Consider the following 23,493-nt stretch of genomic DNA (forward strand, 5'->3'; position numbering starts at 1 on the left):
CAGGAGACCGGACGAATCGCTGTTCACTCAGTAAGACACAAGCATGGACGAGCCATCTTCGCCAAAACTGGGTTCTACACCGAGAATTGCGGCGCTTCTGCGAATGAGATCCTTCGTCACGGGCGCGGCGGTATAGCCGGCGGTGGGACCGCCATTGTCGTCACCCGTCTTGGGCTCGTCGACGAAGGTCATCACCACGTATTTTGGGTCGGAAATCGGGAAGGCAGCGATGAAGGCATTGAAGTTCTTGTCGCTCGAATAGCGGCCGTTCACGACCTTTTCGGCGGTTCCGGTCTTGCCGCCAACGTCGAAGCCTTCGACGCGGGCACGTCGACCGGAGCCCTGCGTCCCGTTCCATTCGAACAGGAAGCGCATGTCGTCGCTGGTCGACGGCTTCATGACCACCTGAGCGAGTGTATCGGCCTCCTCTCGAGAACGCGGAAGAAACGTCGGTGGAATGAGCTTTCCACCGTTGACAAGGGCCGAAACCGCGACAGCCGTCTGCAATGGCGTCGTCGAGACACCATGTCCGAACGAGATTGTGACCGAGTTGATCAGCTTCCACTCGCGCGGCTGCGTTGGCGTCGCGACTTCGGGGATCTCCGTATCCATCTTGGTCAGCAGACCGATCCGCGTCAGAAACTCTTTATGAGCTGCGATGCCGACCGATTCCGCCATGCGGGCGGTCCCGATGTTCGATGAATACTGGAAGATTTCCGGAACCGTCAGGACGCGTCCCTTGCCATGAAAGTCCTTGATCGTGAAACCGCCGATGCGGATCGGATAACGTGCATCGAAGCTCGACTGGAGCGTCACCTTACCCGAGTCGAGTGCCATCGCCGTCGTGAAGGCCTTGAAGGTCGACCCCATCTCGAACGTGCCGTTCGACATGCGGTTCAGCCAGCCCTCCTTGGCGCCGACGGTCGGATTGTTCGGGTCGAAATCCGGAACCGATCCCATGGCGATGACCTCGCCGGTATGCGCGTCGAGGATGACGGCACCGGCGCCGAGGGCTCCGTATTTCGAGACGGCGTTGACCAGCACCTCGCGAACGATGTTCTGCACCCTCAGATCGATGGAAAGCCGCACCGGCTCGAGCGGAGCATTGCTGGTCAACCCCGCTGCGGCGAGATCGGCAAGGCCCTGCTGGTCGATATAGCGTTCCATGCCCGCCATGCCGCGATTGTCGATATTGACGAAGCCGACGATATGGGCCGCTGTCGGTCCGCCGGGATAGAAACGGCGCTTTTCCGGCCTGAAGCCGATGCCGGGAATGCCGAGCGCGAGAATCTGGCTCTGCTGCTTCGGCGTCAACTGGCGCCGCAGCCACTGGAAATGCGAGCGCGGATTGGAGAGCTTGCGATAGGTGCCCTTGATGTCGAGGTCTGTGAGGACTGTCGCGAGCTTCTCGACCGCTTCATCCGGATCGACGATCTTGTGAGGCTCAGCGAACAGTGAGACGGTGCGGATGTCGGTCGCCAGAACCTCGCCATTGCGATCCAGGATATCGGGGCGCGACGCCATCAGACGGTCGGCCGGCAGGATGGAGGAGACGACCTCCGGATGAGCATAGCCATATTGCACGAGGCGGCCGCCGATAACTGCGTAGAAGGCGACGAAGCCGGCCATCATCAGGCCGACGCGCTTGCGGGCCAGTTCCGCCTTTCGCTTGCCCGTACCCTTGAAGGTTCCGGTGTTGAGCGAGACACCGACCCTCTGGCTGTTGGCCGAGAAATGGGCCTGGCTTTTCAGAAGCATGATCCGGGACAAAAATGACATCAGGGCTTCACCGAACCTGTTTTGATAATATCCGTCACCGAAAGTCCGTCCTCTTCGGCCACTTCGGGCTGCGGAAGTTGCGAACGAAGCATCGGGAGTTCCGCCGGACGCGCCAGCTGCGTCGACTCCGTCGGCTGAAGCTTCAGCTCATCGCCATAGACCTGGACAAGACGGTCCAGCCTGTTCGGCTGCGTCAGCAGGGCCCAGTCCGCCTTGAGCAGGTCGATCGTGTCGTGCTCCAGCTTGATCTCGGCCTCGATACGGCGAACCTCTTCCAGCTTTTCCTCGGCGTGATGCTTGATCTTGTAGGTGACCGTCGCGGTGGCGACCATGGCGCCGATCATGATGAGGTCGAAGGTGCGCAGCATGTCAGCCTCCCAATCGCTCGAGGCTCGCCAGAGCCGGAAGGTCGAATATGGCCATGTCGGCCTTGGGAGCCGGCGCGGCGGTGCGGATGCCGGCCCGCAGCTTGGCCGAGCGCGCACGGGGATTGGCCTCGGCCTCCTCCTCGCTTGCGGACACCATGCCCTTGCCGAGCGGCTCGAAGATCGCCGGGGCAACCGCCGCCATCGGCATATGCCGCGAGCCGCCGCTCTTGCCGGAGCGCTCGGAGAAAAACTTCTTCACGATACGATCCTCCAGCGAATGGAAGGTCACGACGACAAGGCGGCCGCCTGGCTTGAGAACCTGCTCGGCAGCGAACAGCGCCTTGGCAAGCTCGCCCAGTTCGTCGTTGACGAAGATGCGCAACGCCTGGAACACCCGCGTCGCGGGATGGATACGGTCAGTCATCTTGCGCGGGGTGACGATCTCGATAAGTCCGGCAAGGTCGCGCGTCGTGCGGAAGGGCTCTTTCAGCCGCTGCTTCTCGATCGCGCGGGCGATTCGGCCCGCTTGCTTCTCATCGCCGAGAAACCCGAAGATGCGGGTGAGATCGGAGACCTTGGCGCGATTGACGACGTCGGCAGCAGAGACCCCCGTGGCCGACATACGCATGTCGAGCGGACCGTTCTTCTGAAACGAGAAGCCGCGCTCGGCCTCGTCGATCTGCATGGAGGAAACGCCGATGTCGAGCACGACGCCATCAAGGCCGCCATCAGGGGCATGCTCGGAAAGACGTGAAAATTCCGAATGGATGAGCTTCAACCGGCCACCATAGCTCGCAACAAGCGCCTGACCGGCGACAATCGCGGTCGGGTCGCGGTCGAGCGCGATGACATCGGCACCTTTTTCCAGAATGGCCGAGGTGTAGCCGCCGGCGCCGAACGTACCGTCAAGAACGACCTGCCCCGCTTCGGGCGCAAGCGCCGCGAGAACCTCTGAAAGAAGAACCGGAATGTGGCGAACCGGTCCGCCTCCGGCTTCAGTTGAACCTCCGCCAGGATTCGCCATCATTCCGTTTCCTCGTCCTGCAGGGGCCACTAGCCTCTCGGCTTGCGCCCCTCCCTCGCCGCCGTCTGCGCCGTCTGAAACGCATCGGGCCGCCAAAGCTGAAAACAATCCGACCGTCCGACAAAGGTCACTTCCGAAGTGATTCCGGTGAAATCGCGGATAAAATCCGTGACCATCAACCGGCCTTCGCCGTCCAGCCGCATATGAACGCCACCGCCATGCACGAGAAGCGACAGATCGTTCGCCTCCTGCGAAAACGGATCGAGCTGCGCAAGCTGCCGCTCGTACCGTTCGAACAGGTCCGGACCGCCCACAGTGATCGCCGGAAAGACGAAATCCTGCAGGCAATAGAGATCCTGGACCTCCTTCGCCATCAGGACGGCACGAAACGGCGCAGGCACGGAGACCCGGCCCTTCGCATCGATCCTGTTCGTTGCATTGGACAAGAAGCGGTTCATGAAAACCAGAAGCCGCCCCTATCGGCAGAAGGCGGAAAACCCGCCCGGTAAACCCAACAAATCGACATGCCACCGAGGAGCGAAAAGACCCGGCAAAAACACCGGAATGCGACCGGAACGACCGCTCTCGCCCTTGAGAAATACGAACCTTCATCGGCCCTTGCGTGGCGTGATTATGGGATACCATGGGACAATATGGGCGTCAATGGGACGGAACTCGATTCCCGACCTTCGTCGATCAATCATTTATATCCGGTTAAGCTTAACGAAAGGTTAGAAAATACCGTCGACGGCCCCAAACGAGACCGCGCCCTAGAAAAGAAATAATGATTTATTTGCAGATATTTACGAGAATTTTCTTCACTCGTGCGAAGCTCGTGAAGGTGATCGCCAGTCGGCCTGTAAGCCGGGTTCTGTATGGCCCCGGTTTCCCGGAACGTGGCAGCCATTCATCTGGGACAGCACTTGCGCGCTGCCTCGTGCAACCCACCCGGATGACTGGCCCGGAAACCGGCTGGCTCGGGTTGCCCCGAGCCGCGTCATCCCTATTCGGTCTTGCTCCCGGTGGGGTTTACCATGCCGTCCCTGTCGCCAGGTCCGCGGTGGGCTCTTACCCCACCCTTTCACCCTTACCCCGAAGACGGGGCGGTTTGCTTTCTGTGGCACTTTCCCTGAGGTCGCCCTCGCCGGACGTTATCCGGCACCGTGTTTCCGTGGAGCCCGGACTTTCCTCACCCCACCGCCTTTCGGCATTGGTGGAGCGCGGCTGCCCGGCCGACTGGCAGGGGCTCCTTAGCGGAGACGGTTCGCGAATGCCAACAAATTCTCCCCGGGAGACGAACGGCGACACGTCGATCAGACGAACGTGGCGTTAAACTCCACCCCGTAGTCTCCGCCCGAGCGTCCTTCGAGCAGCAGCTCCGCGCCAAGCCGCCCGATCTCGTCGGAACTCTTGGCCGCCGCGCCGCAGCCACCGGTAAGCACGCCGATCCGCTCGCTGGCGAAATCAACCGCGGGATAGCCGCTCCGCGTGAACGAGGTCACACAGGCCGCCATGGTCGGCGGAACATGCGCGAGATCGGGAACAAGACGGTCGATAATGCGCTTGAGGTGATCGCGCGTGCCCACCCGACCGCCACTGCGGAACCACGCCCGCACATCGGGCTCGTTCGAAAGCCGCAGATCATCCGGATCACCGCCGATCTTCAGATAGACCTTGCCGTCCGGATAACGAACCGGCGGCAGGAGATAGATGTGCTCGGAGGGGTCGTCCGGCTGGTGGATCAGCGACGGCATGCCCTCGAACAAATCGCTTCTTTCAGGCGTGATTTCGAAGAAGGCAACGGTGCGCGCGTAGACGCTGAGATCGAGCCGGCGCGGCAGCAGCTTTTCGGCGATCGAGAAGCCGCCGGCGGCCACGAGCACCTTCTCCGCCGTATAGGAAGCGCCGCTATCGGTGGAAACAACAACGAGACTGCCCTCCTCCCGCACGGACACGACCGTTTCGGAAATCGGGGTCGCGCCAGCCTTTTCAGCCAGCCGCGACTGCGCCTCGACCAGCCGACGCGGATTGACGTAGCCGGCGTTCGACGCCTCGTGAACACCTTCGCAGGCATGGCCGAAACGGAAGTAGGGAAATCGTGTCGCAAGCGCCGAGGCATCCAGAAGTGTGGCCGCGACGCCAAGCGTTTGCGCTGCATCCCAGACGCGCTCGACATAGGGATCGCTGCCGCCCCGCTTTGGTCCGACGACAAGGCAACCGGCCTCGATGTAGAAATCGATGCCGCTCTCGCTTGCGATTGCGTCGTATCGGGCGATGGAGCGGTTGGCGAGCAGGGCCCAGACGGGGCTCTGGTCGATCGTGCGGGTGATGCGCGCCTCATCGTAGTGACTGGCAAAAACGCCGGCATGACTGGCGGGATCGGCAGGTTCGGACGGGCCGATGACGGCAACGCCTTCGCTGTGCCAGGCGAGATACTTGGCCGCGGCGCTTCCCATCATGCCTCGGCCGATGATGATATATTTGAACTGTGCCGTCATCGATTCCCAACATCCGTTGTCCTGGAAATCGCGATAGCACGATAGAAATCCGCGCGCATCCGGGCAAATGCAAACCGGATGCGCAGCCGGGAAATGTCGTCAGTCGAGCAGGGCCATGACCTTGCCGCAGTAGCGCTTCGAAACCGGATTCATGCGCTTCGCGCCATGGCCGGCATTGTATTTCAGGATGGTCCGGCAGGTTTCGCCCCCGCCGAGTTGGTGTGCGGCTGCGAGATACTTCATGCCGAAGCGGATATTGGTGTCGGGATCGTAGAGGCCCTTCACGGAACCGCTATAGCCCATGGAGCGTGCGGTGGCGGGCTTGATCTGCATGAGCCCAACCTCGCCTGCGCTGCCGCGCGCCTTGGGATTGAAGTTGCTCTCGATACGTACGACCGCATGCGCAAGGCTGACAGGCACGCCGTATTGCTTCGCATACTTGGCGATGATGTCGCCGTACGGGCCTTTCTTGGCGGCCTTGTCCTTCGAGCTTTCCGAACCGAACAGCGGCTTGATATGAACCTTGGTCTTGTCGTTGTCCCGGGCAAGGGCGGTGCCGGATAGAGGCATGGCGAGGGCAATGCTTGCCGCAGCAGCAACAATCAATCTGATCATGTGGGTATTCAGTCTCCGAACCTTAAGGGCGTGTTTTTAGGCTTTCGGCAAAGCTCTCTTGTTCGGCGTCCCGTAGGGAAGCCGGCCGATGATGCCCTTTCGTTGATGTTATGCGGTGGCGACCAACACGGGTGCCCGACCGCCTTTCAGCGCGGCCTTTAGACCCTGAATTTAAGGAATTCCTGTGGCACCGCGGGAAAAACGCATCTGAGAGGATCCGAAGCGGCGCCTCGCCTCAACGGTAGCGCGGTAGCGCCGTCAACAATCGATGCAGCGTTTCGACGGTCGACATGTCGGCTATGCCATCGACGCGCTCCGGCCGGAAATGACGCTGGAACGCAGCAACGACGCCTTCGGTCGCGGCGCAGAATTCACCCGTGATCTCAACATTGTAGCCATAGAGCGACAGCATCGACTGCAAGGCTTCGACCGGCTGGCCGCGATCGCCGCGCTGGAAGAACCGCCCGCCCCCGACCGGAACCGGATCGACGTAGTGGCCGACGCCGGCGGCAAACAGACTTCCCCAAGGGAAGTTCTCGCCCGGATCAACCTTGCGAACAGGGGCCACGTCGGAGTGCCCGAGCACACGCTCCGGCGGGATTTGCCAGCGCTCGCCGCAATCCCGACACAATTCGGCGACCGCGGCGATCTGCTTTTCCGGAAAAGGCGGCAAGCCGGCCGGATGCCCCGCATTGGCGATCTCGATGCCAATGGAGTGGGAATTGATGTCGGTTTCGCCCGCCCAGAAGCTTTTTCCGGCGTGCCAGGCCCGCATCACCTCGGGCACGAGTTGCACGATCCGACCGTCTTCATGAACGAAGTAGTGCGAGGAAACCTCGCTCTCAGGATTGCAGAGCCACGACAGCGCGCCCTCAGCCGACGGCATGCCGGTATAGTGCAGGAGGATGATATCGGGTGCATCGCAACCCACGCGCGGACCGCAATTGGGCGACGCCTGAACGCGCGCGCCCTTGAAATCCGGCTGGAATGGCTTCATGCGGCGCGGCGCTCTTTCTCGATCGCGGCGTAGGCAGCGTTGAATTCGGCCATGCGCTGGTTGGCGACGGCGTGAAACTCGACCGGAACGCCGCGCGCATGCAGGCGGTCGGGATGATGTTCGGCCGCAAGGCTCCTGTAGCGCTTGCGGATCGCCGCGAAATCGTCCTCCGGCGAGACCCCGAGCACCCGGTAGGGGTTGCCCTCTAGATGCAGGTGGCGTTCGACGATGTCGGCGAAGCGCTGCTCGTCGATCCCGAAGATCTCGGCGATCCGGCTGACGAAGCTCAGTTCGCGTTCATGCACGGCTCCGTCGGCCTTGGCGATATGGAAGAGACCGTCGATGATGTCCTCGAGGACCGGGCATGCCTTTTCGCAGGTCCGGCACATGGCGGCGAGCCGCTCGGCGTAGGATTCGTAACCGGCGATGTCCTGCTTGGCGAGATTGTAGAGACGAGCGACGTTGCGCGCCTCCTCCGGCGGATAGTCGAAAATCGACCGGAAAGCGTCGACCTCGGCCGTGGTCACGACTCCGTCGGCCTTGGCCATCTTGGCAGACAGCGCGATGATCGACACGGAGAATGCGACTCGGCGCCGTGTGTCGGGATCGCCTTCGAACAGAGTTCGCACAGCTTCTATCATGCCCGACAGTGCGTTTCCGGCGGTATCGGCGACTGCGCCGACAAGCCGGTCCCACAAGGATTGAATCTGTTCACAGGCGAAATCGAATATCATGATTCAGCATGACCAAATACCGCGTCCAAAAGCAAGCGAAGACGGCTGATGCGACATTAAACTTTATTCATCTTGCCTACCGGATGGATAACACCCCTTGAAAAGACGGGCCAACGTATACGCGAAGCCTCGCCTGCCGCTCTCACCACCACGACACCCAGGCAGCGACGAGGGGACCGAAACAACCCAGGAGTGCGCTGCGAAAAATTGAAACGATTATATTCGCGCGATCTCTGTGGATTGGCCGAAAGCCCTCAATTTCCTGACAAATTTTCTTTACAGATGCGCCTTAACTGTCGCATCCATTCGCCCGGAAAGCCCTTGTCGGCATGTCTTTGTGTTTCAGGAGAGTTCGATGGCCAAACAAAAAGTTGCAATGCTGACCGCCGGCGGTCTCGCCCCCTGTCTCTCGTCCTCGGTCGGCGGCCTGATCGAACGCTACACCGATATCGCGCCCGACATCGACATCATCGCCTACAAGTCCGGCTTCCGCGGCCTGCTGATGGACTATAAGATCGAGATCACCGGCGAGATGCGTGAAAAGGCGTATCTGCTGCATCGTTATGGCGGCTCTCCGATCGGCAACAGCCGCGTGAAACTGACCAATGCCGCCGACTGCGTGAAGCGCGGCCTGGTGAAGGAGGGTGAAAACCCGCTCCGCGTCGCGGCCGAACGGCTCGCTGCAGACGGCGTCACGATTCTCCATACGATCGGTGGCGATGACACCAACACGACGGCGGCCGATCTCGCCGCCTATCTCGGCGCCAATGGCTACAATCTCACCGTCGTCGGCCTGCCGAAGACGGTCGACAACGACGTCTACCCCATCAGACAGACGCTCGGCGCCTGGACGGCCGCGGAAGTTGGCGCTCGCTTCTTCGACCACGTCTCCAACGAACAGAGCGCCTCGCCGCGCACGCTCGTCATCCACGAGGTCATGGGCCGCCACTGCGGCTGGCTGACGGCGGCGACCGCCCGTGCCTACATGCAGCGCACCCGTCACAACGAGTATATCGAGGGCTTCATGATGAACGAGGAGCTCAAGAACATCGACGGGCTCTACCTGCCGGAAACGCATTTCGACATGGAATCGGAGGCGGCGCGCCTGAAGGACATCATGGACCGTACCGGCTTCGTCACCCTGTTCGTGTCGGAAGGCGCCTGCATGGACGAGATCGTCGCCGATCGCGAGGCCGCCGGAGAGGAAATCAAGCGTGACGCCTTCGGCCACGTGAAGCTAGATACGATCAATGTCGGCAACTGGTTCCAGAAGCACTTCGCCAAGCTGCTAGATGCAGACCGGTCGATGGTCCAGAAATCCGGCTACTATGCCCGCTCGGCGCCCGCGAACTACGACGACCTCCGCCTCATCCAGAGCATGGTCGATCTGGCGGTCGAAAGCGGCCTCAACAAGGTTTCCGGCGTCACAGGCCACGACGAAGACCATGGTGGAAGACTGCGCACAATCGAGTTCCCGCGCATCAGGGGTGGCAAGCCTTTCGACCTCGATACGCCCTGGTTCAAAGAAGTGATGGACTACATGGGCCATAAATACCAACCGGCCCGTTGACGACTCCCCCAATCGGTGTCTTTGCTTTTCACCGGGAGGATGCGGATATGTCGTTTGAACTCTGGATCGCCTTCGTAGCGGCCTCGGCGGTTCTGGTTGCAATACCGGGACCGACGATCCTGTTGGTGGTCTCATACGCTCTGGGTCACGGTCGCCGGACGGCGGCGGCCACGGTCACGGGTGTGGTCCTCGGCGATTTCGTCGCGATGACCGCCTCGATGCTCGGTGTCGGCGCGCTGCTGATGGCCTCCGCCGATGCCTATGCGATCCTCAGGATCATCGGCGGCGCCTATCTCGTCTACCTTGGCATTCGCCTCTGGCGCGCACCGGTCGGAGACGGCCCTTTGGCAGACAACGACAACCTGCCCGAAGAAAAGCCGCTGCGAATCCTCGGTCACGCCTTCGTCGTGACGGCGCTCAATCCGAAGAGCCTGATCTTCTTTGTAGCCTTCCTGCCCCAGTTCATCGATCCGGCAAGACCGTTCCCGCTGCAGATGGCGATCCTAGAAGTCACCTTCCTCACCATCGCGGCGGCGAACGCGCTTGCCTACGCATTAATTGCTGAAAAGGCACGCGCTTACATTCGCCGCAAGGCGGTGCGCAAGGCGATCAACCGCACCGGCGGCACGCTGCTGATTTCCGCTGGCGCCGTTACCGCAGGGTACCGCCGCATCGCCGCGTGACCCGGCACGCTTGCGACGATGGTACGCCTCGGTTTATAACTGCCTCCGCTTCGCCGCTTTTGCCGCAATTTGGCCGCTGGATTGTGAAAATCGACGAGACAGGATTCGGGACCGAAAAGGGAATCGGATCGTGACGGGGACAATGGACGTTGGCATGACCTTTAGCAGACCTATCGCCCTCAAGCTGGGGACCGCCGCTCTTATCGTCGCAGGCATCAGCGGATGCAGCTCGAGCATGGAAGACGCGGCCCGACAGGAACTGAAGGCCAATCCGAAGGTTGCAACGCCCATCAGCAGCGATCAGGCGCTCATTGCAGCCCTGACCCCTGCCCCCGAGGATCCCGCCACGGCGACGCCGGCACCGGTTATCCCCGGCACGAACACACCAGCACCGCTTCCGAACTTCCGGGTCATGGCTCTGGCCGCATCGAACGTGCCGCCGACGCCCGCCGAGGCGGAAGCCGTTGTCAAGGCACAGGAACAGGCTGCCCTTCAGGCACCCGCGATGCCCACGACCTCGACCGAGCTTGTGACGACACTGGCTCCAGCGGGCGGACCGGACGAGGCAGACGATGTCGCCGCCACCACCACCCTTGCCACAGCAGCGACGGCCGTACCGAGCGCCAAGCCGGCGGGAGGCGCTCTCGCCTACGCGGCGACGCCGGCGGTCGCATCGTTTTCCGTGCTCGAAAACAGCTATGACGTGACACCGCCGGGCCCGCCGCCGGTTCTCGACAAGCCGGCCACGACAGGCCCGACGGTTCTCAACGCGCTGATCAAGAAATACGCTGCGCTATATGAGGTCCCCGAATCACTGGTTCACCGGGTCGTGCATCGCGAAAGCCGTTATAATCCCGCCGCATACAGCAAAGGCAACTACGGCCTGATGCAGATCCGCTACAACACGGCCAAGTCCATGGGCTACGACGGCCCGGCCTCCGGCCTGTTCGACGCCGAGGCGAATATCAAGTACGCGACGAAATACCTGAAGGGCGCATGGCTCGTGGCCGACAAGGACGCGGACAGCGCGATCCGGCTCTATGCCCGCGGTTACTACTACGATGCCAAGGCGAAAGGCATGCTGCACCTCGTGCAGTAACCTCTCTCTCGTCAGTTCAGGGCATCGATGACGGCCTTCACCAGCAATTGAGGCCGGTATCCCTTGTTATAGGGCGTGAGCCCCATTCTGAGAACAGCCAGTCGCAGGCTCGGCACGACGGCGATGGTTTGTCCGTCATGACCCTGAAGCCAGAACATGTCAGGCGGCAATCCGTAGTCTTCCCTTGCATCAAAGCCCGGTCCCACCGTCCAGGTCTGCATTCGCGAATAGCGCCCGCCTGACGCTTCCGTCGGCTCCGCCATGGCGGCGACATAGCCCTCTGGCAGCAACCGTTCGCCGTTCCAGAAGCCGTCCTGCAGCAGCAAGAGCGCGAACCTGGCCCAATCGCGCGGGGTCGCATACATGTAGGAACTGCCAACGAACGTGCCTCGGGCATCTGTCTCGAAGACAGCGCTGGTCATGCCGAGCGGACGAAACAGGGCTTCGTCCGGATAGGCCAGAGCCTCGGGCCTGTCGCCGATCCGGTCCATCCACAGACGCGACAACAAGACGGCGGTTCCCGAGGAATAGTTGAATGCTGTTCCGGGGGCCTCGGCCTTCGGCCGGGCACTGGCGAAAGCCGCCATGTCCGGTTCAAGGAACAGCATCCGCGTCACATCGGCGACGTCGCCATAGAGTTCGTTGAAGCGCAGGCCATCTTCCATCGCCAGCAGCGAACGGAGCGTGATCGCCGAACGCGGATCGTCTTTCCAGTTACTGAAAAGATTGCTCTCGTCGAGCGATATCCGATCCTCAAGCACAAGACGGCCGAGAATTGCGGCGTTGACGGTCTTCGTCATCGACCAGCCGAGCAGTGGCACGTCTGGCCCGAACCCGTCGCCATAGGTTTCACCGAGGATTCGGCCGTCCTGAACGACAACGACGCCGCGCATTCCGGGGCCCTGCAGCGAGACATCCACAAGAACGGAGGCAATACGCGGATCAGTGACTGTGACATCGTTTCCCTCAGGCCACACACCGTCCGCGATAGCGGAAACTGTATCTTTCGGCGGCAGGTCACGCGCACGCTCAACATCACCGTCGGCCACGTTGGCACAGCCGAAGCCGGGTCGATTGACCGCCAGCGAAGGCGCGATGAAGCCGAGCATGCTGGCTCGCACCGTGCCGGCGTCCCGATCGACGTTGACCGTCACAAGCCGCAGCAGTGGATGACCCGGCGCCTGCACGTCGACTGCAAGCACAGCCTCCGGATCGCGTCCCGCAAGGAAGACATTCGAGCAGACCATCTTGGCGGCGTAGCCCGTTCCGACCAGAAGCAGGCTCGGAGGACTGACCAGCAGCCAGCCCAGACCTGCAATGATCAGAACCACGAGACCGATCGCGAGACCTCGCAGCAGCTTTCCGACAATCCGCATCAAACGCCTCCCGTGTCTGTCACTGTCACCATGCAAGCAGGAAACGGCCCGGCATGAAACCCCCGTCGGTCGTCGCGACGGCCGCATCCCCGGTTTCCCAAGGGGCCGTCATCAAACTGTAGCAGGAGGGGTCTAGAGCCCTTCGAACCGTAAAAGGGGATGGCAGAATCGATGACTGACCTCGCACCCGATGCCGGCTTTCGCAAGAACGGAAAGCTGAAAAGCGCCCTGCTCCAGCACAAGGCCCTGTCGAAGGACGGATTTTCCGAGCGTCTGTTCGGCCTCCTGTTCTCTGGCCTCGTCTACCCGCAGATCTGGGAGGATCCGGACGTCGATATGGAGGCGATGGAGCTCGACGAAGGTCATCGTCTCGTCACGATCGGCTCCGGCGGTTGCAACATGCTGGCCTATCTTTCGCGCAGCCCCGCAGCCATCGACGTCGTCGACCTGAACCCCAATCACATCGCACTCAACCGGCTTAAGCTCGCGGCCTTCCGGCATCTGCCCGATCACGGCTCTGTCGTCCGCATGCTGGCAAGCGAGGGAGTGGTGACCAATAGCCGAACCTTCGACCGCTACATCGCGCGGCATCTGGACGCGGTTACGCGCGCCTACTGGAACCGCAGGACGGCATCCGGTCGCAGGCGGATCGACGTCTTCAACCGCAATTTCTACCGCACCGGCCTGCTCGGCCGCTTCATCGGCGCTGGCCACTTGCTCGCCCGTATTCATGGAATCCGGCTGGAAGACATCACGAAGACCCGCTCGCTGCGCGAACAGCGGCAGTTCTTCGACGACGCGATTGCGCCGCTCTTCGACAAGCCATTCGTCAAATGGCTGACGAGCCGCAAGAGTTCGCTGTTCGGCCTTGGCATCCCGCCGCAGCAATATGACGAACTCGCAAGCCTGTCGGACGGTGGCACCATCGCTCCTGTTCTGCGTCACCGCCTGGAAAAGCTCGCCTGCCATTTTCCACTCAAGGACAACTACTTCGCCTGGCAGGCCTTTGCCCGCCGCTATCCGAAGGCCGGCGAAGGAACCCTTCCGGTCTACCTGAAGCAGGAGCACTACGCAGCAATCCGCGCCAATGTAGACCGCGTCAGCGTTCACCACGCCACCTTCACCGAACTGCTGTCGACCAAGGCGGCGTCGAGCACCGACCGCTACGTTCTGCTCGATGCGCAGGACTGGATGACGGATGGCCAGCTTTCAGAACTCTGGGGCGAGATCACCCGCACCGCAGCGCCAGGCGCGCGGGTGATCTTCCGCACCGCCGCTGAAAAAAGCATCCTCGACGGCCGACTGCCGCAAAGCCTGCACGACCAATGGGTCTATCACGCCGACCGTTCGCATGCGCTGAACCTCAAGGATCGCTCTGCGATTTATGGCGGCTTCCACGTATACGAGAAGAAGGCCTGATGGCGACCGGCTCGATCATCTCCGGGGACGGCCATGCCGAACGCATGGACCGAATGTACCGCTACCAGAGGCACATCTACGACATCACTCGCAAATACTATCTTCTCGGCCGAGACCGGGCGATTGAAAAACTGGATGTGCCGGCCAGCGCATCCCTCCTGGAGGTGGGCTGCGGGACGGGTCGCAACCTGCTGCTGGCGCATAAACGCTATCCACAGGCGCGCCTCTTCGGACTCGACATCTCCGAGGAAATGCTGTCGTCCGCACGCGCGAGTTTCCGCTCCGCGGCCACTGCGCCCGAATTCCGCGTGGCCGACGCCACGAGCTTCACGCCCGCAGACTTTGGCACCGAGGGCTTCGACCGGATACTGATCTCTTATGCATTGTCGATGATCCCAGACTGGGAGCGCGCGATCCAAGCCGCGCTGGCCGCCCTCGTTCCTGGTGGATCGCTGCACATTGTCGATTTCGGCCAGCAGGAGGGTCTGCCGCGCTGGTTCCATCACCTGCTCATACGCTGGCTCACGCGTTTTCATGTGACGCCAAGGGCGGAACTGGAGCATGTTATCCGGACAAACGCCGAAAAACGCGGCGCGCTGGTGGAGTTCGACCGGATCGGTCGCGGCTATGCCTGGCACGCGATCGTCAGGATATGAGCAAAATCTCCGGTTGATCGTCATCTCATTTTCAGGATGATGGCTTCGAATCGCGCGCCATGTTCCATGCCGACTTGCAGGCGCGCATCGGATGCCCTTGATCTACGGACCGTTTCTTTATGCGCTGGCTCATTACAGCCCTCCTGCCAATCGCGTTTCTGGTCGGCGGCTGCACCGCATCGGGCTATGACGTGCTGGAAACGGCATCGGCCAAGCCGCGCTTCGCCGACAAGGATCCCCAGGATTTCGGCAGTGTCACGCCGCACCACCATTCGGTCCACGGCATCGACGTGTCGAAGTGGAATGGCGACATCGACTGGCCCAAGGTCCGGAAGTCCGGGGTTTCCTTCGTCTTCATCAAGGCGACCGAGGGCAAGGACAGGCTCGACGCGCGCTTCACGGACTACTGGCGCGGCGCCCGCGCCGCCGGCATCCCACACGCGCCCTACCACTTCTATTATTTCTGCTCGACAGCCGACGAGCAGGCCGACTGGTTCATTCGCAATGTTCCCAAGGAATCCGTGCACTTGCCACCGGTTCTTGACGTGGAATGGAACCCGAGTTCACCGACATGCACCTACCGGCCCGGCGCTCTGACCGTCCGCGCGGAAATGCAGCGTTTCATGGACCGGATCGAAGCCCACTACGGCAAGCGCCCGATCATCTATACCTCCGTCGACTTCCATCGCGACAATCTCGTCGGCGCCTTCAAGGATTACCACTTTTGGGTCCGCGCCGTCGCACAACACCCGAAGCACATCTATGCCGACCGCCGCTGGGCCTTCTGGCAATACACCTCGACGGGCCTCATCCCCGGTATCGAGGGAGACACCGACATCAACGTCTTTGCCGGTACGGAGAAGAACTGGCGCAACTGGGTCGCGACCGTTTCCAAAGGTTGAACCGGACGATTTTCATCCTTTGGCCTTGTTCGCAAGGCAGGAGAGGCTTGACTTTCACCCCACCGTCGCGATCCGCTAAAACAGACAATTATTGAAGGACCTTCGAATGCGCGCACCATTACGTCTCGCTCTCGCTCTGTCGCTCTCCACCATGGTCGCAACCCCGCTTGCCGCCCAGCAATGCGGCGGCGATCTTGGCGCTTTCCTCGAAGGCGTGAAGCAGGAGGCAATCGCCAACGGCGCATCGCCAGAAGCGGCGGAAAAGGCGCTGCGCGGGGCGCAAATCGATCAGAAAGTGTTGTCACGCGATCGCGCGCAGGGCGTCTTCAAGCAGACTTTCCTTGAGTTCTCACAGCGCACCGTCAGCCAGGCCCGCCTCGACATCGGCCGCCAGAAGATGAAACAGTATGCCGATGTCTTCGCCCGCGCCGAAAACGAATACGGCGTGGCCCCCGGCGTCATCACCGCGTTCTGGGCGATGGAAACCGACTTCGGCGCCGTGCAGGGAGATTTCAACACCCGCAACGCATTGGTGACACTGGCGCACGACTGCCGTCGCCCGGAACTCTTCCGGCCGCAACTGCTGGCGCTGGTGATGATGGTCCAGCATGGCGACCTCGACCCTTCATCGAACACCGGCGCCTGGGCAGGCGAAATCGGTCAGGTGCAGATGCTCCCCAAGGACATTATCGAATTCGGCGTCGACGGCGACGGCGACGGCCATGTGAACGTCAAGCAGAGCTCGCCCGACGCCATCCTGACGGCGGCGAAGTTCATCCAGCATCTCGGCTACACCAAGGGCGAGCCGTGGATCCAGGAAGTGACGGTTCCCGACAATCTTCCATGGGAAAAAACCGGTTTTGACGCCGGAATGAAGGCCAGAGACTGGTTCGCCCTTGGCGTAACGCCGCGCGACGGCAATACCGCGTTTTCGCATCTGGAAGGAGAAATCCTGCTACCGCAGGGGCGCAAGGGACCGGCCTTCCTCGCGTACCCGAACTTCAACATCTACCTCGAATGGAACCAGTCGTTCATCTACACGACGTCCGCCGCCTATTTTGCGACGCGCCTGTCCGGCGCCGAGCCGTACCGGAAGGGCAATCCGGAGCAGGGTCTCGATGACGGTCAGATGAAGACGCTGCAGACAAAGCTGCAGGCGATGGGCCACGACGTCGGCAAGATCGACGGCATTCTCGGCGGCGGCACCCGCGTCGCTGTCCAGAAGGAACAGCAACGCCTCGGCATGCCGGCCGACGGATGGCCGACCCCGGCCCTGCTCAACGCGCTCTGAGTATGAAGGGTAGAGAATTTGAAGCCGCGGTCCCTGGCCGCGGCTTTTTCTTTACACCCATACAGATGCAATAATGACAAGAAACGGGTGGCGAGAGGCAGTGAGGCCTTCTAGGAAGGAGGCAACGGAATTCCACTGTCGCACCGGATGTTTCCATGGCCGCGCCGCAAGACTATCGCCTCACCTCCAAAGCATGGCTTCTTCTTGTCCTCCTGGGACTGATCTGGGGAGGCTCCTTCTTTTTCGCCCGCATCGCCGTCGCCTATGTGCCGCCCTTCACGCTGGTTCTGCTGAGGCTGTCGCTTGCCGCACTCGCTTTGCATGTCTGGCTGCGCGGCAGCTCCGATCTCTACGGCTCTCTAAGGCGGCATTGGAAGGAATTTCTGCTGATGGGGCTTCTCAACAACGCCCTGCCGCACAGCCTCATTTTCCTCGGGCAGACGCAGATCGGTGCAGGGCTTGCCGCCATCCTCAACGCAACCACGCCAATCTGGACAGTGATCATTGCCCATCAGATGACGGCCGATGAGAAGCTGTCGACCGCCAAGGTGACAGGCTGCCTGCTCGGTCTTGCGGGCACCATGGTGCTCATCGGGCCTAGCGCCCTGGCCTTGACCGACATACCGCTCTGGGCTGTCATTCTACCCGTCTCGGCCGCGCTGTCGTACGGTTTCGCGACCATCTATGGCCGTCGATTCAGGCATCTTCCGCCACAGGTCACGGCCACCGGTCAGCTGACCGCGTCGTCGATGATCATGCTACCGGTGGCGCTTCTCGTCGATCAGCCCTGGAATATAGGCCTTCCGCCCCTGACGGCAATCGCGGCGATCCTTGCGCTGGCCTGGCTGTCAACGGCCTACGGTTACATCCTGTTTTTCCGCATCATGGCGATTGCCGGCGCAACGAACACGTCACTCGTGACCCTGCTGGTGCCGCCGAGCGCGGTTCTGCTCGGGGCCGTGTTTCTCGGGGAACGGCTGGCTGTCACCGATCTGGCAGGGATGTTGCTGATTGGTTGTGGCCTCGTCGTTCTCGACGGGCGGCTCTTCGCACGCCGCGCGCGACCAGCCTAGCGGCGTGATCGAATCCCTTATTCACGCAATTAGTGTCCCGTTAACGCACGTTGATAACGCCTGCGGCAATTTGCCGGCAACCAATTGGGACATCCATTAGAGATATCGGATGAAATATTCGTCAGATATTTCAACAAATTGCCTGTTCTGGGCAAAAGTTTTCCACCGTTCCCCACTGCACCGCAGCACAGAATTCCCTTCCCAAGCGACACAAAACGGACATATTATCTAACGGTCAACACAAGGAGGCAGACATGGGACTGACCAATTCTCTCAATGTCCTGATCGTCGGTGCGGCGTTTGTGTTCATCGCGACAATGCTGTTCATCTAGCCGGAGGTGATGGACGGATCGGATGGAAAGCCATCCGGAGGCTCGGCAAAATGAGCCCTTAGCAATCAGTAGAAAGGCGCATGCGACAGGGCATGCGCCTTTTCTTTTTGTCGGAACTGAAAGCGAGGATCAGGCGGCGGCGCCCGTCTGGACCGGTTGCCCATCCCGGACACCGAGAAGCGACAGGACGGACGAGACAAGCGGTGCCTTGTTCATCGTATAGAAGTGAAACTCGGAGATGCCGCGACGGCGCAGGTCGTCAATCTGTTCGGCTGCCAGTTCGGCCGCCACCAGCGCACGCGCCTGCGGCTTGTCGTCAAGACCGACGAAGCGCTCTTCCAGCCACTGCGGCACCGAGGCTCCGCATGCGGAAGCGAAGCGCTTCAGCTGGTTGAGGTTCTGCACCGGCATGATACCAGGCACGACAGGAATGGAAATCCCGGCCGCGCGGACCCGCTCGAGGTAGCGCTCATAGACATCGTTGTCGAAGAAGAACTGGGTGAGCGCGCGGTCGGCACCGTTGTCGACCTTACGCTTCAGCATGTCGATGTCGGCGTCCACATCGCGGCTTTCCGGATGCTTCTCCGGATAGGCGGACACGGAAATCTCGAAATCGCCCATCTCCTTCAGCCCCAGGACAAGTTCGGCGGCATTGGCAAAGCCGCCCTCGTGCGGCCGATAGGTCGAGCCGACACCATCGGCCGGGTCGCCGCGCAACGCCACAAAATGACGAAGGCCCGCTGCCTGGAAGGTCCGGACGACCTCGCGAACCTCGTCCTTCGTCGCACCAACACAGGTCAGGTGCGAGGCGGTAGCAAGAGGCGTATCGGCGATCAGCCGTTTGACGGTCGAGAGCGTCGGGGCCTGCGTGCTTCCGCCGGCGCCATAGGTGACGGACACGAAGTGCGGCTGAAAGCGCGACAGCTCGGAAATGCATTGCCAGAGCTGGCCCTCGGCGTCCGGCGATTTCGGCGGGAAGAACTCGAACGAGAACCTGATCGGCTGCGGACGATTATCGGTGCGGGTCATCTCGGTTGCTCCCTTGATCTACGCTGCGGATTGCGCGGCCGCCGCAGGACGGCGGGCGAGCCAGATGGTGACGGTCAGCCCCTGAGGACCCTTGCCGGCCGGGCGAAGATCGACGGTCTTCTCGACCTCAAGCCCTGTCCGAGACAGCCATTCCGACATCGTCGAGTGCGAGAATCCGAGACGCACATGGGCATGCTCGTCGCGCAGGAATTCCAGCGAGTGCGGCGCAAGGTCTATGACAACCAGCCGACCGCCGGGCGAGAGCATGCGCGAGGCCTCGGCAAGGGCGAGCTCGGGCTGCACGAGGAAGTGCAACACCTGGTGGATGAGCACCAGGTCGAACTCGCCGCCATCGAGCGGCAGGTTGAGGATATCGCCGAGACGAACGGAGGCTTTCAAGACCCCGGCTTTGTCGAGATTGGCGCGAGCGACGGCAAGCATGTCGCGGCTTGCGTCGACGCCGACGGCGCGGCGATAGTTTGCCGACAGCAATTGCAGCATACGGCCGGTCCCGGTTCCGAGATCGAGCAGGGAGTCGACCGGATCGGCACCGACGAGCTTGAGAAGCGCAGCCTCCACCTCGGTGTCATCGACATGCAGCCGGCGCAACTCGTCCCATTCGTCGGCATGCTGGCTGAAATAGGCCTGCGCCTTCTCCGCCCTCGCCCGCTTGACACCGCCAAGACGCTCGCCGTCGCGCTGGACCACCGGATCGCCGGCATCGACCGCGGCAAGAAGCGTGCGCGCCAATTCCGCCGCACGCCCGTCCTGCTTCAGCCGGAAATAGGCCCAGGCGCCTTCCTGATAACGATCGACCAGACCGGCTTCCGCCAGGAGCTTCAGATGCCGAGAGATGCGGGGTTGCGATTGACCCAGAATATCGGTCAGATCGCTTACGGTGAGATCGCCGGAGGCGAGAAGCACCAAGAGCCGCAGCCGCGTCGGCTCGCCGGCGGCTTTCAGAAGTTCGACAAGTTCGTCACTCGAAAAGATCACGCGCGCCACCAAATGCAATCAAGATATAAACATGTCTTTATATCAACAATCGCACGAGTGCAAGCGGGAAACACGAAAGCGCCATTTCGTGGCCGGACAACGACAGGACATTGCTCACGTCAAGCGCCGCAGGACAAACAAAAACCCCGGCAAACGCGCCGGGGTTCCTGAACGAAAATCTTTTGAAATGATCAGCGGGTCAGACGCTTGTAGGTGACGCGCTTCGGGTTGACCGCGTCAGCACCGAGGCGGCGGATCTTGTCCTGTTCGTAGTCTTCGAAGTTGCCTTCGAACCACTCCACGTGGCTGTCGCCCTCGAATGCGAGAATGTGGGTCGCCAGACGGTCAAGGAACATGCGGTCGTGGCTGATGATGACGGCGCAACCGGCGAAGTTTTCGAGCGCGTCTTCGAGCGCACCGAGCGTTTCGGTGTCGAGGTCGTTGGTCGGTTCGTCGAGCAGCAGCACGTTGCCGCCGGCCTTCAGCATCTTCGCCAAATGCACGCGGTTGCGCTGGCCGCCGGAGAGATTGCCGACCTTCTGCTGCTGGTCGCCACCCTTGAAGTTGAAGGCGCCGCAGTAGGCTCTGGAGTTCATCTCGAACTTGCCGAGCTTGATGATGTCGTTGCCGCCAGAGATTTCTTCCCAGACGTTTTTCGATCCGTCCAGCGAATCGCGGCTCTGATCGACATAGCCGAGATGCACCGTATCGCCGATCCGGATTTCACCGCTGTCGGGCTTCTCCTGGCCGGTGATTATACGGAAGAGGGTCGATTTACCGGCGCCGTTCGGACCGATGATGCCGACAATACCGCCGGGCGGCAGCTTGAACGAGAGGTTCTCGAACAGCACCCGGCCGTCATAGGCCTTGGTGAGGTTTTCCGCCTCGATGACCACCTGGCCGAGGCGTTCACCGACGGGGATGATGATCTGCGCTTCGCCGGGACGGCGGTTTTCCGCTGCTGCCACCAGTTCGTCATAGGCGCGGATACGGGCCTTGGACTTGGCCTGGCGGGCCTTCGGCGAGGACGCGATCCACTCCTGTTCACGCGACAGCGCCTTCTGGCGGCTGCCTTCTTCGCGCTCTTCCTGCGCCAGGCGCTTGGCTTTGGCCTGCAGATAGGCCGAATAGTTGCCTTCGTAGGGAATGCCGCGGCCGCGGTCGAGCTCGAGGATCCAGCCGGTGACGTTGTCGAGGAAGTAGCGGTCGTGGGTGACCATCAGGATGGCGCCCGGATATTCGCGCAGGTGCTTTTCGAGCCAGGCGATCGTCTCGGCGTCCAGATGGTTGGTCGGCTCGTCGAGAAGCAGCAGGTCGGGCTTGCGCAACAGCAACTGGCAGAGCGCCACACGGCGACGCTCACCACCCGACAGTGTGTCCACGGCCGAGTCACCCGGCGGGCAGCGCAGCGCGTCCATGGCCATTTCGACCTGGCTTTCCAGATCCCAGAGGTTCTGGCTATCGATAATGTCCTGAAGCTTCGCGCCCTCTTCCGCCGTCTCGTCGGAGTAGTTCATCATCAGTTCGTTGTAGCGGTTCAGGATCGCCGTCTTGTCGGCAACGCCTTCCATCACGTTCTCGAACACGGTCTTCGTCGGATCGAGCTGAGGCTCCTGCGGCAGATAGCCGAGCGTGGCACCATCGGCGAGCCAAGCCTCGCCGGTCCATTCCTTGTCGAGCCCGGCCATGATCTTCAGAACGGTCGACTTACCGGCGCCGTTCGGACCGAGAATGCCGATCTTGGCATCGGGATAGAAGGACAGGTGGATGTTCTCGAGGATCTTCTTGTTGCCATAGGCCTTGTTGAGGCCGGACATGTGGTAGATGAACTGGCGTGCCATGAAGTGTCTGCTCCGCGCGTCAAAGGGAAAGTGGCCGCTATGTAGGCCAAAGCGGCACCTGGGGCAATGCCGGACGGCGGCTTCGGGTCCGATTGGGCCGGAAGTTGCGAATATGGTTGTGGATCGAAACGCTGCAGGCGTACCAAGGCCGCAAACGACATTGCGCCCGTGAAAAAAATCCCCTTCTGTCTCGCCATACATCGTGGAGGAGGATCCGGATGTTTTCCGAAACAAGGCGCCTTTCGAGCCCGAGCGGCGCCCTTCTTGCCTATCATTACGAGGAAGCGTTGGCTCCCGCCCGCGCGACCGTAGTCATATGCCATGGACTGATCGAGCATTCCCGTCGTTACCAGTCCTTCGCAAAATCGCTTTCAGCCAACGGTTTCAATGTTTATGCGCATGACCATCGCGGGCACGGCGAAAGTTGCTCGACGCATGCGCCCCTCGGGATTTTCGCCTTGTCCGGGGGGCCGGACAAGGTGATTCAGGACGTTCTGGCGATGCGGGAAGTCGCCCGGTCGGAACATCCGAGGCTGCCGCTGATTCTGTTCGGCCATTCCATGGGCGGATTGATCGCGCTCAACGCGGCGATCGCATATCCGCAGGCAATGGCCGGTCTGGCCATCTGGAACTCGAATTTCAACACGGGACGTGAAGGCAAAGCAGCGAAGTTCGTGCTGGCCCTGGAGCGCATGCTCAAGGGCTCTGACGTCCCGAGCAGCATCCTGCCAAGGGCCACCTTTGGTGCCTGGGGTAAGTCGATCGAGAATCGTTCGACCGAGTTCGACTGGCTGTCGCGCGACCCCGACATCGTTGCCCGTTATGCCGCCGATCCGCTCTGCCGCTTCGACGCCAGCATCTCGATGTGGCAGGACGTTCTGGAACTGGCGCAGCGACCGATGCGCAAAGGTGCCCTGTCACCGCTCAACAAACTGTTGCCGATCCATCTCGTCGGCGGCGGCCAGGACCCGGCGACGCGAAATGCTGCCGACGTGCGCTGGCTTGCGAAACGGCTGCGGCATGAGGACTTCCGAAACGTCACCATGCGGATCTACGAGGAGATGCGGCACGAAACTGTCAACGAGATCGGACGCGAGCAGGCCATCGACGATTTTTGCGACTGGATCAACGGCGTCGCCAGAAAGGCGTCGCATTCGTGAGGCGATGATCTTTCGTCTGATCCGGAATGAGGTCATGACATAACTTCAAGT

Annotated in this window: 20 protein-coding genes, 1 other RNA gene and 1 pseudogene; 9 read left to right on the top strand and 13 right to left on the bottom strand. The window is 61.5% G+C overall.

The genetic code is table 11. The features are described from left to right. Positions 1-27: 27 nt before the first annotated feature. The 9 genes and pseudogenes from J5J09_RS13950 to J5J09_RS13990 all read right to left on the bottom strand — a co-directional run bounded on the left by J5J09_RS13950 (position 28) and on the right by J5J09_RS13990 (position 8,015). Positions 28-1,779: a penicillin-binding protein 2 gene (locus J5J09_RS13950; RefSeq protein ID WP_208551493.1), complete on the bottom strand. Its 1,752-nt coding sequence runs from the start codon at positions 1,777-1,779 to the stop codon at positions 28-30. 23 nt (positions 1,780-1,802) lie between these two features. Next, a pseudogene (locus tag J5J09_RS13955) lies at positions 1,803-2,147 on the bottom strand (hypothetical protein); the annotation flags it as partial. Between the two features lies 1 nt (position 2,148). After that, positions 2,149-3,174 (bottom strand): 16S rRNA (cytosine(1402)-N(4))-methyltransferase RsmH, encoded by a 1,026-nt coding sequence (gene rsmH / locus J5J09_RS13960; RefSeq protein ID WP_208551495.1) that lies wholly within the window; start codon positions 3,172-3,174, stop codon positions 2,149-2,151. 26 nt (positions 3,175-3,200) lie between these two features. Further along, complete coding sequence (gene mraZ, locus J5J09_RS13965; protein WP_208551496.1) at positions 3,201-3,629, bottom strand: division/cell wall cluster transcriptional repressor MraZ; 429 nt, start codon at positions 3,627-3,629, stop codon at positions 3,201-3,203. A 386-nt stretch (positions 3,630-4,015) separates the two neighbouring features. Further along, an RNA gene (gene rnpB / locus J5J09_RS13970) (RNase P RNA component class A) lies at positions 4,016-4,411 on the bottom strand. 73 nt (positions 4,412-4,484) lie between these two features. Then, positions 4,485-5,669: an FAD-dependent oxidoreductase gene (locus J5J09_RS13975; protein WP_208551497.1), complete on the bottom strand. Its 1,185-nt coding sequence runs from the start codon at positions 5,667-5,669 to the stop codon at positions 4,485-4,487. 99 nt (positions 5,670-5,768) lie between these two features. Beyond that, entirely contained in the window at positions 5,769-6,284 is a 516-nt protein-coding gene (locus J5J09_RS13980; RefSeq protein WP_208551498.1) for a lytic transglycosylase domain-containing protein, read from the bottom strand. 235 nt (positions 6,285-6,519) lie between these two features. Next, complete coding sequence (locus J5J09_RS13985) at positions 6,520-7,281, bottom strand: N-acetylmuramoyl-L-alanine amidase (RefSeq protein WP_208551499.1); 762 nt, start codon at positions 7,279-7,281, stop codon at positions 6,520-6,522. Continuing rightward, a complete protein-coding gene (locus J5J09_RS13990; RefSeq protein WP_208551500.1) occupies positions 7,278-8,015 on the bottom strand; it encodes a DnaJ family molecular chaperone in 738 nt (245 codons plus the stop codon). The genes J5J09_RS13985 and J5J09_RS13990 overlap by 4 nt, the downstream gene beginning before the upstream one ends. 355 nt (positions 8,016-8,370) lie before the next feature. Between J5J09_RS13990 and J5J09_RS13995 the strand changes: the two genes are divergently transcribed. From J5J09_RS13995 to J5J09_RS14005, 3 genes are all read left to right on the top strand, one after another. Further along, a complete protein-coding gene (locus J5J09_RS13995; RefSeq protein WP_208551501.1) occupies positions 8,371-9,585 on the top strand; it encodes a pyrophosphate--fructose-6-phosphate 1-phosphotransferase in 1,215 nt (404 codons plus the stop codon). Positions 9,586-9,632: 47 nt separating this feature from the next. After that, positions 9,633-10,268 carry a LysE family translocator gene (locus J5J09_RS14000; RefSeq protein ID WP_208551502.1) on the top strand — a complete coding sequence of 212 codons (636 nt, stop codon included), beginning with the start codon at positions 9,633-9,635 and terminating at the stop codon, positions 10,266-10,268. 154 nt (positions 10,269-10,422) lie between these two features. Beyond that, complete coding sequence (locus J5J09_RS14005; protein WP_246745844.1) at positions 10,423-11,367, top strand: lytic transglycosylase domain-containing protein; 945 nt, start codon at positions 10,423-10,425, stop codon at positions 11,365-11,367. A gap of 11 nt (positions 11,368-11,378) precedes the next feature. Here J5J09_RS14005 and J5J09_RS14010 read toward each other — a convergent pair whose 3' ends face one another. Continuing rightward, the gene (locus J5J09_RS14010) at positions 11,379-12,743 is read right to left on the bottom strand and encodes a serine hydrolase (protein WP_208551503.1); all 1,365 of its coding nucleotides are present in this window, start codon (positions 12,741-12,743) and stop codon (positions 11,379-11,381) included. A 171-nt stretch (positions 12,744-12,914) separates the two neighbouring features. Between J5J09_RS14010 and J5J09_RS14015 the strand changes: the two genes are divergently transcribed. The 5 genes from J5J09_RS14015 (at position 12,915) to J5J09_RS14035 (ending at position 18,084) form a co-directional block, all read left to right on the top strand. Next, the gene (locus tag J5J09_RS14015; RefSeq protein WP_208551504.1) at positions 12,915-14,162 is read left to right on the top strand and encodes a DUF3419 family protein; all 1,248 of its coding nucleotides are present in this window, start codon (positions 12,915-12,917) and stop codon (positions 14,160-14,162) included. Beyond that, positions 14,162-14,818, top strand: coding sequence for a class I SAM-dependent methyltransferase (locus J5J09_RS14020; RefSeq protein WP_208551505.1), 657 nt, complete (start codon positions 14,162-14,164; stop codon positions 14,816-14,818). Before J5J09_RS14015 ends, J5J09_RS14020 begins: the two co-directional genes overlap by 1 nt. A gap of 119 nt (positions 14,819-14,937) precedes the next feature. After that, the gene (locus tag J5J09_RS14025; protein ID WP_208551506.1) at positions 14,938-15,720 is read left to right on the top strand and encodes a GH25 family lysozyme; all 783 of its coding nucleotides are present in this window, start codon (positions 14,938-14,940) and stop codon (positions 15,718-15,720) included. Positions 15,721-15,871: 151 nt separating this feature from the next. Continuing rightward, the gene (locus J5J09_RS14030; protein ID WP_246745973.1) at positions 15,872-17,011 is read left to right on the top strand and encodes a lytic murein transglycosylase; all 1,140 of its coding nucleotides are present in this window, start codon (positions 15,872-15,874) and stop codon (positions 17,009-17,011) included. Positions 17,012-17,166: 155 nt separating this feature from the next. Next, entirely contained in the window at positions 17,167-18,084 is a 918-nt protein-coding gene (locus tag J5J09_RS14035) for a DMT family transporter (protein WP_208551508.1), read from the top strand. Positions 18,085-18,545: 461 nt separating this feature from the next. Here the strand turns inward: J5J09_RS14035 and metF are convergent, their stop codons facing one another. The 3 genes from metF to ettA form a co-directional block, all read right to left on the bottom strand. Beyond that, a complete protein-coding gene (gene metF / locus J5J09_RS14040; RefSeq protein WP_208551509.1) occupies positions 18,546-19,445 on the bottom strand; it encodes a methylenetetrahydrofolate reductase [NAD(P)H] in 900 nt (299 codons plus the stop codon). An 18-nt stretch (positions 19,446-19,463) separates the two neighbouring features. Further along, a complete protein-coding gene (locus J5J09_RS14045; RefSeq protein ID WP_348646461.1) occupies positions 19,464-20,441 on the bottom strand; it encodes a metalloregulator ArsR/SmtB family transcription factor in 978 nt (325 codons plus the stop codon). A 191-nt stretch (positions 20,442-20,632) separates the two neighbouring features. Continuing rightward, the gene (gene ettA, locus J5J09_RS14050; RefSeq protein WP_208551511.1) at positions 20,633-22,282 is read right to left on the bottom strand and encodes an energy-dependent translational throttle protein EttA; all 1,650 of its coding nucleotides are present in this window, start codon (positions 22,280-22,282) and stop codon (positions 20,633-20,635) included. Positions 22,283-22,500: 218 nt separating this feature from the next. Between ettA and J5J09_RS14055 the strand changes: the two genes are divergently transcribed. Continuing rightward, positions 22,501-23,442, top strand: a complete 942-nt coding sequence (locus J5J09_RS14055) for an alpha/beta hydrolase (RefSeq protein ID WP_208551512.1) — start codon at positions 22,501-22,503, stop codon at positions 23,440-23,442. Positions 23,443-23,493 lie beyond the last annotated feature (51 nt).

The sequence above is a fragment of the Ciceribacter sp. L1K22 genome (genome assembly GCF_017599385.1).
GTDB lineage: Bacteria > Pseudomonadota > Alphaproteobacteria > Rhizobiales > Rhizobiaceae > Allorhizobium.

Excerpts from the sequence above, each read along its gene's own strand:
- metF (WP_208551509.1), bottom strand. The coding sequence starts at position 19,445 with ATGACCCGCACCGATAATCGTCCGCAGCCGATCAGGTTCTCGTTCGAG.
- J5J09_RS13950 (WP_208551493.1), bottom strand. The coding sequence starts at position 1,779 with ATGTCATTTTTGTCCCGGATCATGCTTCTGAAAAGCCAGGCCCATTTC.
- mraZ (WP_208551496.1), bottom strand. The coding sequence starts at position 3,629 with ATGAACCGCTTCTTGTCCAATGCAACGAACAGGATCGATGCGAAGGGC.
- J5J09_RS13980 (WP_208551498.1), bottom strand. The coding sequence starts at position 6,284 with ATGATCAGATTGATTGTTGCTGCTGCGGCAAGCATTGCCCTCGCCATG.
- J5J09_RS14015 (WP_208551504.1), top strand. The coding sequence starts at position 12,915 with ATGACTGACCTCGCACCCGATGCCGGCTTTCGCAAGAACGGAAAGCTG.
- J5J09_RS13990 (WP_208551500.1), bottom strand. The coding sequence starts at position 8,015 with ATGATATTCGATTTCGCCTGTGAACAGATTCAATCCTTGTGGGACCGG.
- ettA (WP_208551511.1), bottom strand. The coding sequence starts at position 22,282 with ATGGCACGCCAGTTCATCTACCACATGTCCGGCCTCAACAAGGCCTAT.
- J5J09_RS14000 (WP_208551502.1), top strand. The coding sequence starts at position 9,633 with ATGTCGTTTGAACTCTGGATCGCCTTCGTAGCGGCCTCGGCGGTTCTG.
- J5J09_RS14020 (WP_208551505.1), top strand. The coding sequence starts at position 14,162 with ATGGCGACCGGCTCGATCATCTCCGGGGACGGCCATGCCGAACGCATG.
- J5J09_RS14005 (WP_246745844.1), top strand. The coding sequence starts at position 10,423 with ATGACCTTTAGCAGACCTATCGCCCTCAAGCTGGGGACCGCCGCTCTT.
- J5J09_RS14035 (WP_208551508.1), top strand. The coding sequence starts at position 17,167 with ATGGCCGCGCCGCAAGACTATCGCCTCACCTCCAAAGCATGGCTTCTT.
- J5J09_RS13975 (WP_208551497.1), bottom strand. The coding sequence starts at position 5,669 with ATGACGGCACAGTTCAAATATATCATCATCGGCCGAGGCATGATGGGA.
- J5J09_RS14010 (WP_208551503.1), bottom strand. The coding sequence starts at position 12,743 with ATGCGGATTGTCGGAAAGCTGCTGCGAGGTCTCGCGATCGGTCTCGTG.
- rsmH (WP_208551495.1), bottom strand. The coding sequence starts at position 3,174 with ATGATGGCGAATCCTGGCGGAGGTTCAACTGAAGCCGGAGGCGGACCG.
- J5J09_RS14025 (WP_208551506.1), top strand. The coding sequence starts at position 14,938 with ATGCGCTGGCTCATTACAGCCCTCCTGCCAATCGCGTTTCTGGTCGGC.
- J5J09_RS14055 (WP_208551512.1), top strand. The coding sequence starts at position 22,501 with ATGTTTTCCGAAACAAGGCGCCTTTCGAGCCCGAGCGGCGCCCTTCTT.
- J5J09_RS13985 (WP_208551499.1), bottom strand. The coding sequence starts at position 7,281 with ATGAAGCCATTCCAGCCGGATTTCAAGGGCGCGCGCGTTCAGGCGTCG.
- J5J09_RS14030 (WP_246745973.1), top strand. The coding sequence starts at position 15,872 with ATGGTCGCAACCCCGCTTGCCGCCCAGCAATGCGGCGGCGATCTTGGC.
- J5J09_RS13995 (WP_208551501.1), top strand. The coding sequence starts at position 8,371 with ATGGCCAAACAAAAAGTTGCAATGCTGACCGCCGGCGGTCTCGCCCCC.